This is a genomic window from Chthoniobacter flavus Ellin428, assembly GCF_000173075.1.
In the GTDB taxonomy this organism is placed as follows: Bacteria; Verrucomicrobiota; Verrucomicrobiia; order Chthoniobacterales; family Chthoniobacteraceae; genus Chthoniobacter; species Chthoniobacter flavus.
This window is the reverse complement of the sequence record NZ_ABVL01000029.1, coordinates 35696-50245: the sequence shown is the minus strand read 5'-3', so window position 1 is coordinate 50245 and position 14550 is coordinate 35696. Positions and strand designations below refer to the sequence as shown.

Here is a 14550-nt window from a genome sequence, read left to right as displayed (position 1 = left end):
TTTGCGCAATTCCATCGACTGGCTGATCGACGTGGATCGAAAGATCAAACGCTTCGAGAACCGGATCCGCTATTGGAACGCGCAGGAAAAGAAATGGCGGCCGACTCAACCGAATCGCGCGTGGAGATGCGAACTCATGGCCGATAAAATCGGCAGCGAGCTTTTCGACCTGAGGTTGAGGAAAACGCAAATGGAGAAACACCTGCGCCGTTTCTACTCCTCCTCTGCGACCTCTGCGTCTCCGCGTCTCTGCGTTTTAAAAAAGGAGGCCCGGTGAAGATCGACGTCACCGTCCGCTCGCCCAAGCTCGCGCTCTTTGCGGCGAAGCTCTCCGGCGCCGGCCGCATGGAACTGCACGAGTCCATGGCGATCAGCGTCCGCGACCTCACCGAGCGGCACCTCGTCAATCTCGCCCAATCGCGGCAGAACAAGTTCGGCGCGCCCTCCTCGGATTTCTACAAGCAGGCGGCCGAGGCGGTGGAGAAAGCGCCGATCGATGCCGAAGCCGAAGGCGCGACGCTCACCATCAACGCGCTCGGTCTGGGGCGCGCCTTTCACGATGTGACCATCACCCCGAAGTCGGCCAAGGCCCTGACCATTCCCGTCTGCGCCCTGGCTTACAACCGCCGCGCCCGGCAATTTCCCAACCTCTTCGTTTTCAAAAGCAAGAGCACCGGCACCGCTTTCCTGGCGATGCGCGATCCCGGCGCGGGGAGCAAACCCATCCTCATGTATCTCCTCGTGCGCAGCGTCACGCAAAAGCAGGACCGCTCCCTCCTGCCCAGCGATCGCGACTGGGAGAAGGCCGCCAAGACCGGCGCCGCTGATTACATCCATTCCCTCGGTAACTGACCCAGATTTTATGAAACCGCAGATTCGATGCTTTGAGAGAAGTCCGCGGTGCCGTGGGGACAAACGCAGAGACGCAGAGGCGAACAAGAACGCGCGGCTCTCAACTATCCACTCTCAACCATCAACTTTCCCTGCTGAATGACTATTACGATTAACTATTCCGTCGCCACCGGCACCGCGAAGCTATCGACGACGACCATCGTCAAGCAAGGCAAGCAGATCCCGGTGCAGGTCATCTTTGACCAAGCGCCCGGCACGGTGAACAGCATTCAAGTGGCGCTGGGAACCGACGCCACGCCGCCGGCCATCCTCGCTTACGTCGACACGTTCACCCAGGAAAACGACACCACCTGGGCCGCGATCCTCGACGGCACCGATTCCCGCCTCGCGACCTTCATGACCGGCAAGGGCGCGACACAGCTCAACCTCGAGCTGGATCTGACCCTCGACGGCGTCGACATGGCCGCGCCGAACATGCAGGTCACCGTCCAGCCGCCGATCGTCGCCCAATCGGAAACCTCGCTCAGCACCCCGACCTATTACACCAAGGCCCAGGTCGACAGCGCCATCGCCGCCGCCATCCTCGGCCTCGCGCCGGCCGCGAATCAAAGCGACCTCACCCCCAGCGCCGCGACCACCGCAGCCCTCTTCGCCGCCACGGAGTTTTCGACGATCGATCGCAACATCATCGCGGGCGCCGGTAGCGGTGCCTACACTGCGGCTTATACGCTGCCCACCGCGAGCATGGTCACCGGCGCAATCGCCGAGGTGAATATCCAGCTTCCCGCCAGTGCGAACCCCACCATCGAGATCCACGATGGCGCTGGCACGCTCCTCGCCACGGTCACCAATCCCGCACCGGCCGCCGTCGCCTACTGGTATGGCCGTTTCCGCTTTGACGGCACCGCCTGGCATCCCCGATTCCGCGCCTTCCAACTCTAATTTCCGCCCTAAAAAACCTGTTTATGAAGTCACTGAAATCGTTGATTCGCAGCTCCCTCATTGGATGTTGGATGTTGGGTGTTGTATGTTGGATGTTCGCCCCCGTCCCCGCCCCGGCCGATCCCCCGACGACCACGCTCGCGCCCGTCACGATTAGCGGCAACCAATCCGTCTCTGGCGTTAAAAACTTTACCTCTCTGCAGGTCAACGGCGTCACCCAATTTCACACGCCCCAGGATTATGGCGCCAAGGGCGACGGCACTTCGCATCTGCTCAACACGGTCTTTGGATCGCTCGCCGCCGCGCAGGCCGCATTTCCCGTCTCGATCTCCGGGTGCACTTACAGCGGCGCGTCAACCACGATTGTCTGTGCCGATGCCACCTTCCTCAGCTCAGGCATGATGGTCAGCGGCAGCGGCATTCCCTCCGGCGCCACGGTGGCCAGCGTCACGGATTCGACGCACTTTGTGCTTTCCGCCAGCCCAACGGGCTCGGGCAGTTCGGTCGCGCTGACTTCCAGCTTCGTCACCGACATCTCCCAGGACACCGTGGATTTCGCGGGGCTCCAGCAAAGCATCTGGGTCAACGGCAGCATCTTCATTCCGGCAGGAGCTTATGTCACCAACAAGACGCTCAAAGTGAAGTCACCGCTGACCGATCTTTCGGTCAAAGCTGGGATCACTATCAGCGGCGCGGGTGTGGGCGTGACCGAGATCATCGTGGCCGCCGGAGTCACCGGTATGCAGGTCATGGAAGGTCACTGCCTGTTGCGCGATTTCCGGCTGCAGGCCATTTCCGATCCGGACGGGAAAGGCAGCTCCGGAGCCGGCATCCTGCTCAGCACCGGAGCGACGGAGCAGAGCCCGCCGAACTATACCCCCAACGCCAACTTCAACCACCTCTACATCGATGGATTCGCCCAAGGCATTTATAACCTCTACAAATTCGATGAGGTAAGCCTCTTTCAGAACAAGTTCCGCGACTGCGGGGCCGCGGTGAAAACGGTCGGTAATCTCGATACGATGCGGATCACCGATTGCGACACCTCATCGGGCATTACCAGCGTGTCGCTCACATCGGTATCTCTGACCAGCGGATCGCCCACCTTGACGTGTGCCAGCACCACCAATGTCGCGCCAGGGATGCTCGTGCAGGCCACCGGACTTGACGACAAGGCGACGGTGCTGACCGTGGTTAGCGGCACTCAGCTCACCCTGGATGAAAATTCTTCGGCGACCAATTCCGGCCTCACTGCGAAAGCGTTCTCTGTTGGATTGTGGGTGGATGATGTCGGTGCTGCCCATTGGTCGGGCGGCGTTCTCGGTGGCATGGGATACGATCTCTACGGTTCCGGGGAAAATGGCGCATTGGTGACCGGTGAAGATCTGCATCTCGAGGGAACGGCCGGAACTTACGTTTATATCCCAGTGAATGGCGGGGGACATTTGCTGCGCACTTATTGTGCGGATGCGGGTGCGACTTACATCGCTTTCGTCCAGCCTGGTGCATCATTCCACATGGATGGCGTCACCAGCGCGATGTATCCGCCGGCGATCTTCGCCGCTGGGCGCGGCGATGTGCAGGCGACGAACAGCAAGACGCCGGTAGATGTGAATTGGAACAACGTCTTTCACTACAACGCGATGCCTTGGCACACCGCGTCCTACGACGACGCCGCCGGTTCCGCACCGTTCTGGCCGGCCGCTTCCGCCTCGAGCGAAAACCAATTGGTTTCGCAAGCGGGTTTCCAAAGCGCCCCTTACCGGACGAAATTGTGGCAGTGCTTGAAGACCGGTGCCTCTACTTGGGCATGGCAGGTCATCAACGAGCTCGGTCCCAAGATCGTATCCAGTGGTGATGTCACCGCCCAAAGCGCTGCGGCCAGCTCCATCGCGACTTACACCACACCGAACGATTTCACGGTGCACAGCTTCCGCGCCGGCGCTTACGCCAGCGTCACCGCGATCTCCTCCGCGACCCTGACCGAGCAGGTCACTTTCACCGACGAAAATGGCACTGCGCAGACGATCACTTATGGCGCCGGAATCACCGCGACGGGCTTCAACGCTTTCGCCCCACTGAATATCCGCTGCAACCCCAATACCGCGATCACCGTCAAGACGAACTTCAGCGGGACATCGATCACCTACGACGCCGGCGGAACCATCGAGTCCCTCTATTAACGCATCCCTCAAACCCCACGTGGCTATCAACCATCAACTCTCAACTCTCAACTAATCCGTGAGCGCTTCCTCCGATCTCCAAAAAGCGATCATCGCCCAGCTCCAACAGCCGGCCGATCGCATCGTCTCGATCACCGGCCACCACGGCGCCGGCGCGATCCTCGCCGCCAATTGCACCTTGGGCGTGAACGTCACCAAGGTGCTCCGCGCCACGGACGCCGCCGATTTCTCCAGCCAATTCGAGAGCCAGATTTCGGTGCAAGGCCAGATCCAGCAGACCAGCATCACCGACCTTTCCACAACGCCACTCGCAATCTTCCTCAAGCGCAGCGGCCTGCGGGTCAACGTGGAGATCCTCGACCGGATTACGGGTGACCAGCAAAACGACATCCTCGCCGGGGCCGATAAGCAGGAAGGTCTGTGTGTCTTCGTTATGCCCGTGATGGAGCAGGACGCCAGCAGCATGCAAGGCGGCGATGTCCTCTTCTTCGATGCCGCCGAAGTCCGCGTGCGGATCATTGAACAACCGCGCGCCAACCCTATTGGAGCCACCGCCTTCGACCTGAAGGACGATATCATAAGCGCCCTCCACTGGAGCGGCGTCCCCGGCGACGGCAGCGCCCTCGCGGCGATCCTCGCCCACCCGCTGCAACTTGCTCCCAGGCCCCTCGATTTCATCGAAGGCATCATCGAGGAATCGAAGCAGGTGGTCCGCATCCTCGATGTGCTCTTCACCGCCACCTACGGCGCCCTCCCGAGCTAACCTGCATCGCAAACTCCACGTGGCTATCAACTCTCAACCCTCAACTCTCAACTCTCGATGAATAGATACGGTCAACCGATCACCTGGGGCACGACCAGCGCCCCGCACCTCTCCACCGGCATCTGCACCGGCTACACCTACGACCTGCAAGCGCAGGAGCAGCTCGAGACCGATGAAGGCGGCGACAACGTCGCCCTCATTCTCCACTCGAAAAAAGCCGCCATTTCCTTCGACGCCCGGGTGACCAGCGGCTCGACGGATTTTCTCAATCTCCACACCGCCGGCGCGGCGCTCGTCGTCGCCGGGATCAACGATAGCGACAACTCTTGTATCCTCGTCCAGCGCGCCGTCGAGCGCTGGCAGCTCGGCCAGTCCAAGACGATCAGTATCCAAGCCACGCATTACCCGGCGATGATCCAGGCCACGCCCACCCTGGCCAACGCCGCGCTCAGCGCCTTCACCCCCGACCAGACCGCCCTCGGCATCGTCTACCCGGGCGGCGTGATGCGTTACGGCACCTACGGGCTCAGCTACACCAATGCCGTCGTCCACATGCTCGAGATCACCCAGTCGCTGGAGATCACCGAAGACGACGTCGACCCGACCGGCGACATCCTCGGCGCCGCCACCCACGGCGACAAGCGGGAGATCAGCCTCGATCTGCTCATCAAGACCGGTTTCACCAAGCCGGTCATCGGCAACGCCCTCGCCGTCACCGGCGCCCCGACGCACGCCAGCAACTACAAGATCAAAGGCGTTAGCCAGAAATTCGCCGATCAACGCGGCGAGATGTATTCCGTCGCCGCCGTCTGGATCCCGCCGCTCGGATAAGCCTTGTCGCGGCGTAGCTGAAAGCGAAGCCGGATCCACCAACCACTCTCAACTTGTCAGACGACCTCACACCGCAGGACATCGAGGACCTGAAAGCCTTCGGCAGCGAGATCAGCACGGCCGCCAACGCGCCGCACGAGCCGCGCTGCATCGCCCGCGCTTTCGCCTCCCCGTTGGAGACCGACCTGCGCTTTACCATGCAGGTATGGATCGATCTTGAGGCCATTCAATCGCCAATCCTGCGCGGAGAAGCTTTCGAGGATGCCGCGCAGATCGAGCATGCCGCCCGCGCCTTCGCCATGGATCTGCGTCCCACGACGGTCACGCCGAAGGAAGCCGCCGCCTGCCTCGATGCGATGCGCGACGCCATCGCCGACGCCTTCGAGCTCTCGCTGAAGATGTCCCGCCCTGGCGAAAGCCAGACCGGCGACAGCGACGGCTTCGGAACCTGGCTGCCGATCTACGCCTGCCTCGTCACGCAGTGCCGCATCGATCCCGAAGCAGCCCTGCGCATGGACGTCGGCCGCGCCTTCGCCCTCATCTCCGCCTTCCGCCACAACGACGGCTACCGCGTCGCCGGCGGAACGCCCTACGCGTTGCGCGATGTGGCTTCCGAGACTCTCAACTCTCAACCCTCAACTCTCAACTGATCCATGGCCGAGGAAATCAAGATCAAGATCGGCACCGAATACGACGGAGCCGCTGCGCAGAAAGCGAAGAAGGACGAGGAAGCCCTGCAGAAGGGCGCCAAAGCCGCGCCCGGCACACCCGCCTCGCCCGCCGCCCAAGCCGCGAAAGCGCTCGACGCCGAGAAGCTCATCACCAAGGAGAACGAGAAGCAGCACGCCCTCGCCAAAGCCAAGGCTGGCCATCACAAGATGAGCGGCGGCCGGATGGTCGGCGACACCCTGGACATGGTTACCGGCCAGAACGGCTGGGTCATGCGCACCCAACAGCTCGGCAACCTCATGCACATGCTCAAGGCCGCGCCCATGCTCATCGCCCCGCTCATCGTCGGCGCCGCCGCCGTGGGTTTCCTCGGCCTGCGCAAAAGCGAGGAAGCCAAAGACCGAGAAGAGCAGCACCGTATCGGCCAGGCGCGTTTGGACTCCGATCTTCACTTTGCTAGATCTGGACGGTTTGGAAACAGCGAGCAGGCTTTTTCCGAAGAGCTGGATGCGGCCGATAACCAGAAGCGGCTGCAGGCCAAACGTGCGCAGCTTGTCGATCGTGCGCACTCAGGCATCGGCGGTGCACTATTCGGAGATTTCTTCGAGAAAGGAAACGCCTTATACCGGCCAGATTCCGCCCTGGAGATTCAGAAGGTTGATAACGATCAGCGAGAGGAAGTGCACAAGCAACGCAAGGCGCAGCTCGAAAAGCGCGCATGGTTCGAAAAAATCGGCAAGCGCGAGATCGAGATCGCCAAGGCCGAAGCCGCAGGGAACATGGTGGAAGCACGAGGCATTCAGGACGAACTGACCGCCGCTCAGGAATATCAGCGACTCGATAAGTCGGGCGCAAACGAACAGGAAATTCACGAAGGCGTGGTAGCCAAGCTGCAAAACGTCCAGCGCGAACGCGCCGGCCAACTCGCCCGCCTGGTCACCGCCCGCGACGGCGCCGCCGACACCGCCGCCGTGGCCCGCGAGGCCGGTTCCTTCCGCAGCGGCGGCAACGCCGAGGCCGTCTGGAACAAGATCCACGGGACGATGCAGAAGCAGCACGCCGAGGCCATGGCGGCGATCACCCACGTCGACCACACCAAGCGTTGACCCGCGATGATTTACGGAAATCCCATCATCAAAATCAACCGGGATGTGACCGACCGGGTCGGTCTGCGCACGCTCGTCCTTTCCCAGCTCTGGCAGCCCTCGCAGTCCGGTCTCTCGATCGAGGAATACGACGCCCAAAAACCCAGCATCCCGGACGTCCCCGGGGGCGTCGCTTTCATCGGCGACCAAACCGTCCCCAACGGCGGCGGCCTGCGCACATTCTGGACCTTCGAGGGAATTTCCCGGCAACGGCAAGGACGTGACTTTCAAGGGGCGCACGAATAGCCCCGATTATTCCTTCGAGCCCGGCTTCGCCCAGGTGTCGCTGATCAAGCATCCCAACTGGCAAGCCTTGAAGAAGGCGTGGAATGGGCAGGTGTTGGACGGCCAGGTTTTCTTTCCCGAGTTCGTCAGCAGCAACGGCAGCAGCAGCGGTGCGATCAAGGGCACGAGTGCGGGGGCAACTAATCCGCTTTTCGGTCACACCGATTTTCTCCGGATGGAAGGGACGTATTCCTTCCGTTATCTCGCCTTCGACAACGGCTCCGCCGCGCAAGGCGAAGGCAAGATCGCCACATCTCTTCCCGGACGTCCCCCGACGTTCGCTGATCGCAACTGGCTCAAGGCCCCCACCGTCTGGCGGCACGTCGGACCGGTCTATGAAATCACCGAAGTGTATTGGCTGAGCGGCATCGGCGGATGGCCCCCGCAGATCTACACCGACGACCCGACCTCGCAGAGCAAGGTCGCCAAAACTCCCACGCTATCCCTCTCGTGAGAACCGCCGCCATCTTCCACCACCAAGCGGAACAGCCGCGCGCCCGGAGCGTGATGACGCGCCCCGCCGAAGGCACCCGGGTGACGGTCAACGCGCTCGGCCGCGCCGTCGACGCCAACGCCGGCGGCGCGGCATGGAATCATGCCTATCGTCCCTTTCTCGCCGGGCAATCGATGACCTTCACCCTCGGCTTCGTGCAATCCTTTGCCGGGGCCACTCCGCTCGAGCCGGTGATCACCAGCAACGGCCAGACCCTGCCGATGAGCGGCAAGGACGGCACCGTGCCCACACCGCTCGCGCTGGATCCGAGCATCGCCAATGCGGACGGCGTCTCCTGGGCCGCGCTGGAAGTGAGCCCCGACCCAGCCACGGGCGAATTGTTCGCCGATTCGCTCGCGCAGATCGTCCACACTGCGACGCCCGTCTCGCACGCGCCCAATCTCGGCCGTTGCGCCATCGCCATGATCCTCTGGAGCCAGGGCCAGCCCATCCAGGCGCTGCCATTGGTCCATTTCAACCTGCGTTACCTGCGCGTCCTCCCGGCGGCCGGCAACACCACCGGCGGCCCGCGCCACATGTTCCTATGAACCGAAGAACGCGCGGCTATCAACTCTCAACTATCAACTATCCACTTTCTGCCGAATGAGCTGGCGCGCGCATAGTCATGCTCCTTCGCTCACGCGCCCGGCCGCGAACAGCGCCCTCGCTCTTTCCGAGCTCGGCGAGGCAATTGCCGCGCGCCCGTCGAACCAATTCAAGCACCCCTGGTTCACCACGCCCTCATGGTCCGGATCGGCACAACAATGGGTGGCCACCGTGCAACCCGGCTTCGTCAACGAAGCCTGCCCGATCTATCGCGCAACCGTCGCCGAGCAACAAGCAGTTGGCAATCCGTGGGAGATCAACCCGTTGACCGGCGAACCCTTCTTCAGCGCTTCCGTCTTTAACTCTCAACAATCAACTCTCAACTCTCAACTCTCAGTAGATCTGCCGCTCTACCTCACCCCCGCGATCGCCCTCAACTTCTACGGCATCGGCTGGGACGGCGACGGCAACGCCGGCGTGCCGGATTTCTTCGTGCAGCTCGGGGCTGCGCGTCTGCCGGCCGGGAAGAGCGTGGACACCGCACCGCCGCCCGACAATCTGCGCCTGCTCCGGGCCTGCGATATCTGGCTGCACCAGCCGCGCTCCGGACTGACCAGCAGTGTCGACCTGAATCCCAGCGGATTCATCACCGGCCAGGGCAGCGTGCAGCAAACCCTTTCCATCGCTTCGCCCGCGCCGAGCGACGTCCTGCGCGTCCTCGCCGGCACCTTCCAGCCCATCGATCAAACCGCCGCCATCGATCCGCTTTCCGGCGATTACACCGAGCCGAATTTCGACGAACTGCTCATCTCCACCGTCTACCTTTTAAGCCCGCCGAATACGCCCATCGGCACCGAGCCCGATGGCTCCTGGACGCCTTACGTCCGGCACAATCTTTTTTGGAATCTGCAATGGGCGCAGCCCTTCTTCCAGCCCATTAGCAACGACCCCGGCACACCCTTCATTCCACCGCTCGCCGGCGGCGTCGCGCAGATCGCCATCGGCTTCCTCGCCTCCTCGATCAATGACGCCGCGCAGCAGGCGCTGAACATCCTGCAGGGCCACAGCATGGCCGGCTCCTTCTGGACCATCACCGGCGGCGGGATCGACGGCAACTTCGCCCCGCTGGCCAACGCCCAAGCCGTCGCCGCCAAACTCGGCCCCGACAAACTGCAAAACGCCGCCGCCAAAGCCACCACCGCCGCCGCCCAAGTCGCCGCCGTCCAACTCGACCCGAATTTCCCTTATCGCGGCGTGGGATTCAACACCGCCCTGCTGCAGTGATCCCGATCTCCGATCTCCCATCTCCGATCTTCGCAACCGCATGAGACAATTAATCACGATCAATCTGACTACGCGCAACTCGGACTGGGTGCCTCCGGTGCTGACCTTCGGCGAGAGCCTCACGTTGCAGATTCGCTTCACCAAGACGATCAACGGCAACCCCATCGAGCCGAATCTGAGCATCACGGGCTCCAAGGCTTCCTTTGGCAACGTCGACGCCCGGCCCGGGGGAGGGAAGTTCGCGCTCTGCTTTAACAACGGCAATCCCGATACCAACTTCACCACCGCCGATCTCTCGCACGATTGCACTGCCACGCAGATGCAGTCCGCGATCAACGCCAAGACGGCCGTGACGGGTGCTTACGGCACGGCCGCCGTGAAGAAAGTGGAAGGATCGTGGTTGATCCGCTTCGGCGCCGGCGCTGTGCAGGTGCCGATCCAGATCGTCGACAACTCGCTCTGGCCGGTCAGCTTCGCGGACATCCGCGCCGGCACGCAGATTGATAATCTCTGGCTACACGAAGTGCGTCTCACCCAGGCCCCCGTGGCCTTTGTCGGCGGCCCTCCCTCGATCGGCTTGCCCTCCCTGCCCTCCTTCAGCGTCAAGATTCATGGCGGAGCCGGATCGGGCCAGGTCTGGGACACGGTGCAGCAGCTCTCTATCCCATCCGACTTCCGCGGCACCTATCGCATCGTCAAAGACAACATTCGAACCGAGCTGCTCGCCGAGGATGCCAGTGCGGACACCATCCAGGCCGCGCTAGTCGCGGCGCTCGGCAGCGGCATCGTCGTCACGCTGCCCTTCAGCCAACGTTTCTACGTCGATCTCGGCGGCAAATACGCGGGCACCGACGTGGCCGAGCTGACCGTCGAAGGCGGCGACGCCCCCGCGCAGGATTTGTTCCTGACGATTCCTTTCGATCGCCTCGAACTCGCCTCCATGCTGCGCTCCCAGCCGAGCGTAACCCTCCCGCTGGAGATCCGCATCGATTGCACCGAAGACGGCACCGGTGACCCGCAGGAAATCGTCGCGCTCTACACCCAGCTCACGGTTCAGCGCCCGGTCGCGTTGCCCATCCTCGATAGCCTTGCCACCATCGATTGGCTGCGCCTGCCCAGCCCGAAAACCTACGTCGGCCCGGGCACCGCCAACACCTTGGTGGGTAAAGTCGCCCGCGTCTTCAGCGAACAAGGCGACGGCGCAACCACGGTCTTCGATCTCGCCCACGATCTCGCTACCTCCGACGTCGAAGTCTTCGTTCGGATCGACGGAGCCAACGGCGTCCAGCTCAAGAACGGCGTGGATTACAGCGCGGCCATCACCGACGACAATCACGTCACTGTAACCGCCCTCACCGGCGCGCCAGCCGCCGGAACATGGCGCATCTCGGTGATCGGCTTCGTCGACACCGCAGTCTGGGCCGATGACCTCACCATCGCCGAGGACCAGGTCACCAACCTCCCCACCGACCTCAGCGCCCTGCAAACCGCCGTGACCGAGCTGCAAACGCTCCTCCCCGCCAACGCCTCGCTGCCCTCCGGGATCGCGCCCTCCAACGCCACCACCATCCAGCTCCAACCATTCAGCCAAATTCTTTTCGCCAAGGACGCGACCGGCGCACCGATCACCGATCCGACCAAGCTCCCGACCACGAAGCCGCCCTTCCTCCTCCCGGCGTTGAATACCACCACGAGCCTCGGCGCATTGCCCACGTCACCGCTGCCCGATCCCGCCGCCGGCGCACTCTACACCACCGCGGCCGCCACCCTCATCCCCGGCGGTGGCCACATCCGCAGCAGCATGTCGGAAGCAGGTGGTTACGTGATCAGCGACGGTCGCATGAATTACCCGGCAAGGAAGAGCGGTTCCAAGGACAGCTATTACCCGATTCCCTTCGAAATTCCCATCTTCGGCGGCACCGACGACATCCTCATTAACGACATGATGTTCCCCGCCGGGAAGACCCTCACCTTCCTCGGAAAACTCTCCTTGCAGATCCTCAAGGGAACTTCGGAAGCCGAATACCTGTTTGTCATCGAGCAGGGCCTGATCACCCAGGAAACCACGCCCGGAACACCCGACGCCAACCTGCTCGACATCACCTGGCAGACCGCCACGCCGCTCGTCTCGCAAATCGTCCGCGTCGGCCCGGCGATCCAAACCTTCGGATTCGGCTGCACCATCGCCAACACCAACGGCACCGTCTTCACCGCCAACGGGATGATCTATCAACGCGTCCTCAGCGCCACGGCCAACGTCCAGCAGACCGCCAACTTCGCCCTCCGCGCCATGTTCCGAAACTTCGACACCAAGAACAGCGTCACCGACGCCCGCGGCTGGCTGAGCTGGTCCTTGCTCCAGCCCGACAACGGCATCCTCGGCATCTCCATCAGCTAACGCGGCTCTCAACCCTCAACTCTCAACTATCAACTTTCCTCACCAATGGCCGCTCCCGCAATCGATCCTGAATCTGGAGTCCTGATCTACCCGCAATGGCTCACCTGGGAGCATCAATTCTCCGCCACCAATAATCCCTACGATTGGGCGATCACATCTGGCGCATTCCCCACCGGAATGACCTTCCAGCCCTCGGGCTCCGTCACCGTCTCGGCCACCGGCGACACCGTCAATTGGACCGCCCACGGCCTCGCCAATGGCACCTGCGTCGTCTTCCGATCGCTAACGGGGGGGACCGGCCTCGCGATCAACACGCGATATTTCGTCGTCAACGCCGCTGCCGATACTTTCAAGCTCTCTACGACGCCCGGCGGCTCGGCGATCGACGTGACCGTCGATTATACCGCTGCGCTCATCTATCGCCCAGGCTTCCTCACTGGAGCGGGCACGGTGCCCGGCGTATCCGACGTGCGCATCACTGCCACCAATGCCGACCCAGCGACCAGCGCCGAGGTGCTCTTTTCCCTGGGCATCATCTCTGCGGCCGCTGCACCTGATGCCAATGCCGACCTCGTCTGGGATTTAGCGACAGACAACCTCATTGTGCAGACCAATAGCACTCTCAATCTCACCCCGGCGGATCGCGCCACACCGATCCTATTCTTCAAAGAACACGACGATCGAATTCTGCGCCTGCGGACGGTAAAAAACGCCAGCATCATCGACTTGGGCGCGATCGATGACGACGCCTGTTTGATGGTGGTCAAAGAAGTAGAACCCGACGCCAAAATCGAGATCAGCACGAATTCGCAAAAGATCGGCACGGGAGACGCCAATTCAATCCTGATCTACATCAAGCTGAATGGCTCGTCACTTGCCGGCGCGTTGAGCAATTACGAGGACGATAAGGGCACGATCTTGAATGCCTTGGTGGAGATCGAGTTGACCTATCCGAATCCTTACTTCGCCAGCACGCCAGCGACCCTGCGCCGGACCAGCAAGACCTTCACCATCCAGATCGAGCGGGATCTCGGCGATCACTGATCGGGCTATCCACTATCAACTCTCCACTATCCTCTTTCTGCGATGCCTTGGTCTTTAGATTTGTTCGCCGCCGATGCCCTGGCTCAAACGGGAGCCAGGATTCGCCGCGCCGGTTGGATGGATAAAGTCTGGGTCTTCAACGGCCTCTATTTCGTCATCGATAGCGGGGGCCAGCGCTTGGTCGCGGCGACCGATTACACCCGTTCCGATCTCTTCGCCCGTGATTGGACAGACCAGCCGTTCACTGCCAATCCCTGCGCTGCCGTCCCCGCTTATAATACCGCGCCCATTGTCTATAGGCAGTGGACAGATCAGCCCATCCAACTTCCTCCGCCGCCGCCAGGCTTTCCTTCCGCATGACCATCCTCGAGGCGGCTGTCATCTCCATCGCTAATAACCTGCCCATCCGTCGAGCCTCCTGGGCCGCGGATAAATGGTTCTGGGTCTGGCGCGGTGGACATTGGTTCTCCTTCCCCGGCGGCCAGCCGCACACTGTCGTCGCGACCGACTACACCGCGGCCGATCTCCTCGCCACCGACTGGACCACCGTCCCAGCCCCCCTTGCTGCGTGCCCCATCACCCCCACCGAACCGCTAGGAGGCAACTCTCCCGACCCCGGCCAACGCGGCTTCGCCAGCGGCGGCGGTAGATTCCCCCCGCCACCCGGCAGTGGAGGCGGTGGCGGTGGCGGTGGTAGCGGCAGCGGTGGAACCCTCCCCACGCCCAATCCTGGAACATCATTGAACGTCGATATTACCGGAGTCACATGTGGCAATGACGGGCTGAACTTCTCCGAGGTCGATATTGACGGATCCCACTCTGTAGACTTCGAGTCCCCTGGAGTCTGGAAGACCACTTTCGATAGTGGCTATAGCAATCCAACTGATCCTCCGAACAAGAAGCCCGTCAATTGGACGCTCACGCTTACCAAGGATCTGACTACCCTCAAATTCACCGTCTCCGTGACCTCAACCGAGAGATACGGAGGCACATTTCTGGCAGCCTTCGCCACTCTCCCCGGCCAGGAACAGCTCCTTGGCGTCCCGATCAGTAATGCGCATGCAGTCGGAGACTTTGGAGATGGTGGAACAGCCACAGTCAGCTAAAGCGGCTTT

At 62.1% G+C, this 14550-nt stretch carries 15 protein-coding genes; all 15 read left to right on the top strand.

Annotated features, from left to right (window positions below; genetic code table 11):
- Nucleotides 1-273 precede the first annotated feature (273 nt).
- A complete protein-coding gene (locus CFE428DRAFT_RS28215; RefSeq protein ID WP_006983119.1) occupies nucleotides 274-852 on the top strand; it encodes a hypothetical protein in 579 nt (192 codons plus the stop codon).
- 138 nt (nucleotides 853-990) lie between these two features.
- Nucleotides 991-1794: a hypothetical protein gene (locus tag CFE428DRAFT_RS28210; protein ID WP_006983118.1), complete on the top strand. Its 804-nt coding sequence runs from the start codon at nucleotides 991-993 to the stop codon at nucleotides 1792-1794.
- A 92-nt stretch (nucleotides 1795-1886) separates the two neighbouring features.
- Nucleotides 1887-3977, top strand: coding sequence for a hypothetical protein (locus CFE428DRAFT_RS28205; protein WP_006983117.1), 2091 nt, complete (start codon nucleotides 1887-1889; stop codon nucleotides 3975-3977).
- Nucleotides 3978-4035: 58 nt separating this feature from the next.
- Complete coding sequence (locus tag CFE428DRAFT_RS28200) at nucleotides 4036-4740, top strand: hypothetical protein (RefSeq protein WP_006983116.1); 705 nt, start codon at nucleotides 4036-4038, stop codon at nucleotides 4738-4740.
- A 57-nt stretch (nucleotides 4741-4797) separates the two neighbouring features.
- On the top strand, nucleotides 4798-5571 hold the full coding sequence (locus CFE428DRAFT_RS28195) for a hypothetical protein (RefSeq protein ID WP_006983115.1): 774 nt from the start codon (nucleotides 4798-4800) through the stop codon (nucleotides 5569-5571).
- A gap of 53 nt (nucleotides 5572-5624) precedes the next feature.
- On the top strand, nucleotides 5625-6221 hold the full coding sequence (locus CFE428DRAFT_RS28190; protein WP_006983114.1) for a hypothetical protein: 597 nt from the start codon (nucleotides 5625-5627) through the stop codon (nucleotides 6219-6221).
- Between the two features lie 3 nt (nucleotides 6222-6224).
- Nucleotides 6225-7346, top strand: a complete 1122-nt coding sequence (locus CFE428DRAFT_RS28185; protein ID WP_006983113.1) for a hypothetical protein — start codon at nucleotides 6225-6227, stop codon at nucleotides 7344-7346.
- A 6-nt stretch (nucleotides 7347-7352) separates the two neighbouring features.
- Entirely contained in the window at nucleotides 7353-7631 is a 279-nt protein-coding gene (locus CFE428DRAFT_RS28180) for a hypothetical protein (protein WP_006983112.1), read from the top strand.
- Complete coding sequence (locus tag CFE428DRAFT_RS28175; protein WP_006983111.1) at nucleotides 7606-8124, top strand: hypothetical protein; 519 nt, start codon at nucleotides 7606-7608, stop codon at nucleotides 8122-8124. Before CFE428DRAFT_RS28180 ends, CFE428DRAFT_RS28175 begins: the two co-directional genes overlap by 26 nt.
- Nucleotides 8121-8711 carry a hypothetical protein gene (locus CFE428DRAFT_RS28170; RefSeq protein WP_042725972.1) on the top strand — a complete coding sequence of 197 codons (591 nt, stop codon included), beginning with the start codon at nucleotides 8121-8123 and terminating at the stop codon, nucleotides 8709-8711. The genes CFE428DRAFT_RS28175 and CFE428DRAFT_RS28170 overlap by 4 nt, the downstream gene beginning before the upstream one ends.
- Before the next feature lie 55 nt (nucleotides 8712-8766).
- The gene (locus tag CFE428DRAFT_RS28165; RefSeq protein ID WP_006983109.1) at nucleotides 8767-9993 is read left to right on the top strand and encodes a hypothetical protein; all 1227 of its coding nucleotides are present in this window, start codon (nucleotides 8767-8769) and stop codon (nucleotides 9991-9993) included.
- A 40-nt stretch (nucleotides 9994-10033) separates the two neighbouring features.
- A complete protein-coding gene (locus tag CFE428DRAFT_RS28160) occupies nucleotides 10034-12391 on the top strand; it encodes a hypothetical protein (RefSeq protein ID WP_006983108.1) in 2358 nt (785 codons plus the stop codon).
- Nucleotides 12392-12436: 45 nt separating this feature from the next.
- Nucleotides 12437-13435 carry a hypothetical protein gene (locus CFE428DRAFT_RS28155; RefSeq protein WP_006983107.1) on the top strand — a complete coding sequence of 333 codons (999 nt, stop codon included), beginning with the start codon at nucleotides 12437-12439 and terminating at the stop codon, nucleotides 13433-13435.
- A 42-nt stretch (nucleotides 13436-13477) separates the two neighbouring features.
- The gene (locus CFE428DRAFT_RS28150) at nucleotides 13478-13795 is read left to right on the top strand and encodes a hypothetical protein (protein WP_131989947.1); all 318 of its coding nucleotides are present in this window, start codon (nucleotides 13478-13480) and stop codon (nucleotides 13793-13795) included.
- Nucleotides 13792-14541, top strand: coding sequence for a hypothetical protein (locus CFE428DRAFT_RS28145; protein WP_006983105.1), 750 nt, complete (start codon nucleotides 13792-13794; stop codon nucleotides 14539-14541). The genes CFE428DRAFT_RS28150 and CFE428DRAFT_RS28145 overlap by 4 nt, the downstream gene beginning before the upstream one ends.
- The last annotated feature ends 9 nt before the right edge of the window (nucleotides 14542-14550 follow it).

What these genes read in the sequence shown, in the direction of transcription:
- CFE428DRAFT_RS28205 (WP_006983117.1), top strand. Translation starts at nt 1,887, where the DNA reads ATGTTCGCCCCCGTCCCCGCCCCGGCCGATCCCCCGACGACCACGCTC.
- CFE428DRAFT_RS28195 (WP_006983115.1), top strand. Translation starts at nt 4,798, where the DNA reads ATGAATAGATACGGTCAACCGATCACCTGGGGCACGACCAGCGCCCCG.
- CFE428DRAFT_RS28185 (WP_006983113.1), top strand. Translation starts at nt 6,225, where the DNA reads ATGGCCGAGGAAATCAAGATCAAGATCGGCACCGAATACGACGGAGCC.
- CFE428DRAFT_RS28150 (WP_131989947.1), top strand. Translation starts at nt 13,478, where the DNA reads ATGCCTTGGTCTTTAGATTTGTTCGCCGCCGATGCCCTGGCTCAAACG.
- CFE428DRAFT_RS28155 (WP_006983107.1), top strand. Translation starts at nt 12,437, where the DNA reads ATGGCCGCTCCCGCAATCGATCCTGAATCTGGAGTCCTGATCTACCCG.
- CFE428DRAFT_RS28160 (WP_006983108.1), top strand. Translation starts at nt 10,034, where the DNA reads ATGAGACAATTAATCACGATCAATCTGACTACGCGCAACTCGGACTGG.
- CFE428DRAFT_RS28165 (WP_006983109.1), top strand. Translation starts at nt 8,767, where the DNA reads ATGAGCTGGCGCGCGCATAGTCATGCTCCTTCGCTCACGCGCCCGGCC.
- CFE428DRAFT_RS28180 (WP_006983112.1), top strand. Translation starts at nt 7,353, where the DNA reads ATGATTTACGGAAATCCCATCATCAAAATCAACCGGGATGTGACCGAC.
- CFE428DRAFT_RS28145 (WP_006983105.1), top strand. Translation starts at nt 13,792, where the DNA reads ATGACCATCCTCGAGGCGGCTGTCATCTCCATCGCTAATAACCTGCCC.
- CFE428DRAFT_RS28210 (WP_006983118.1), top strand. Translation starts at nt 991, where the DNA reads ATGACTATTACGATTAACTATTCCGTCGCCACCGGCACCGCGAAGCTA.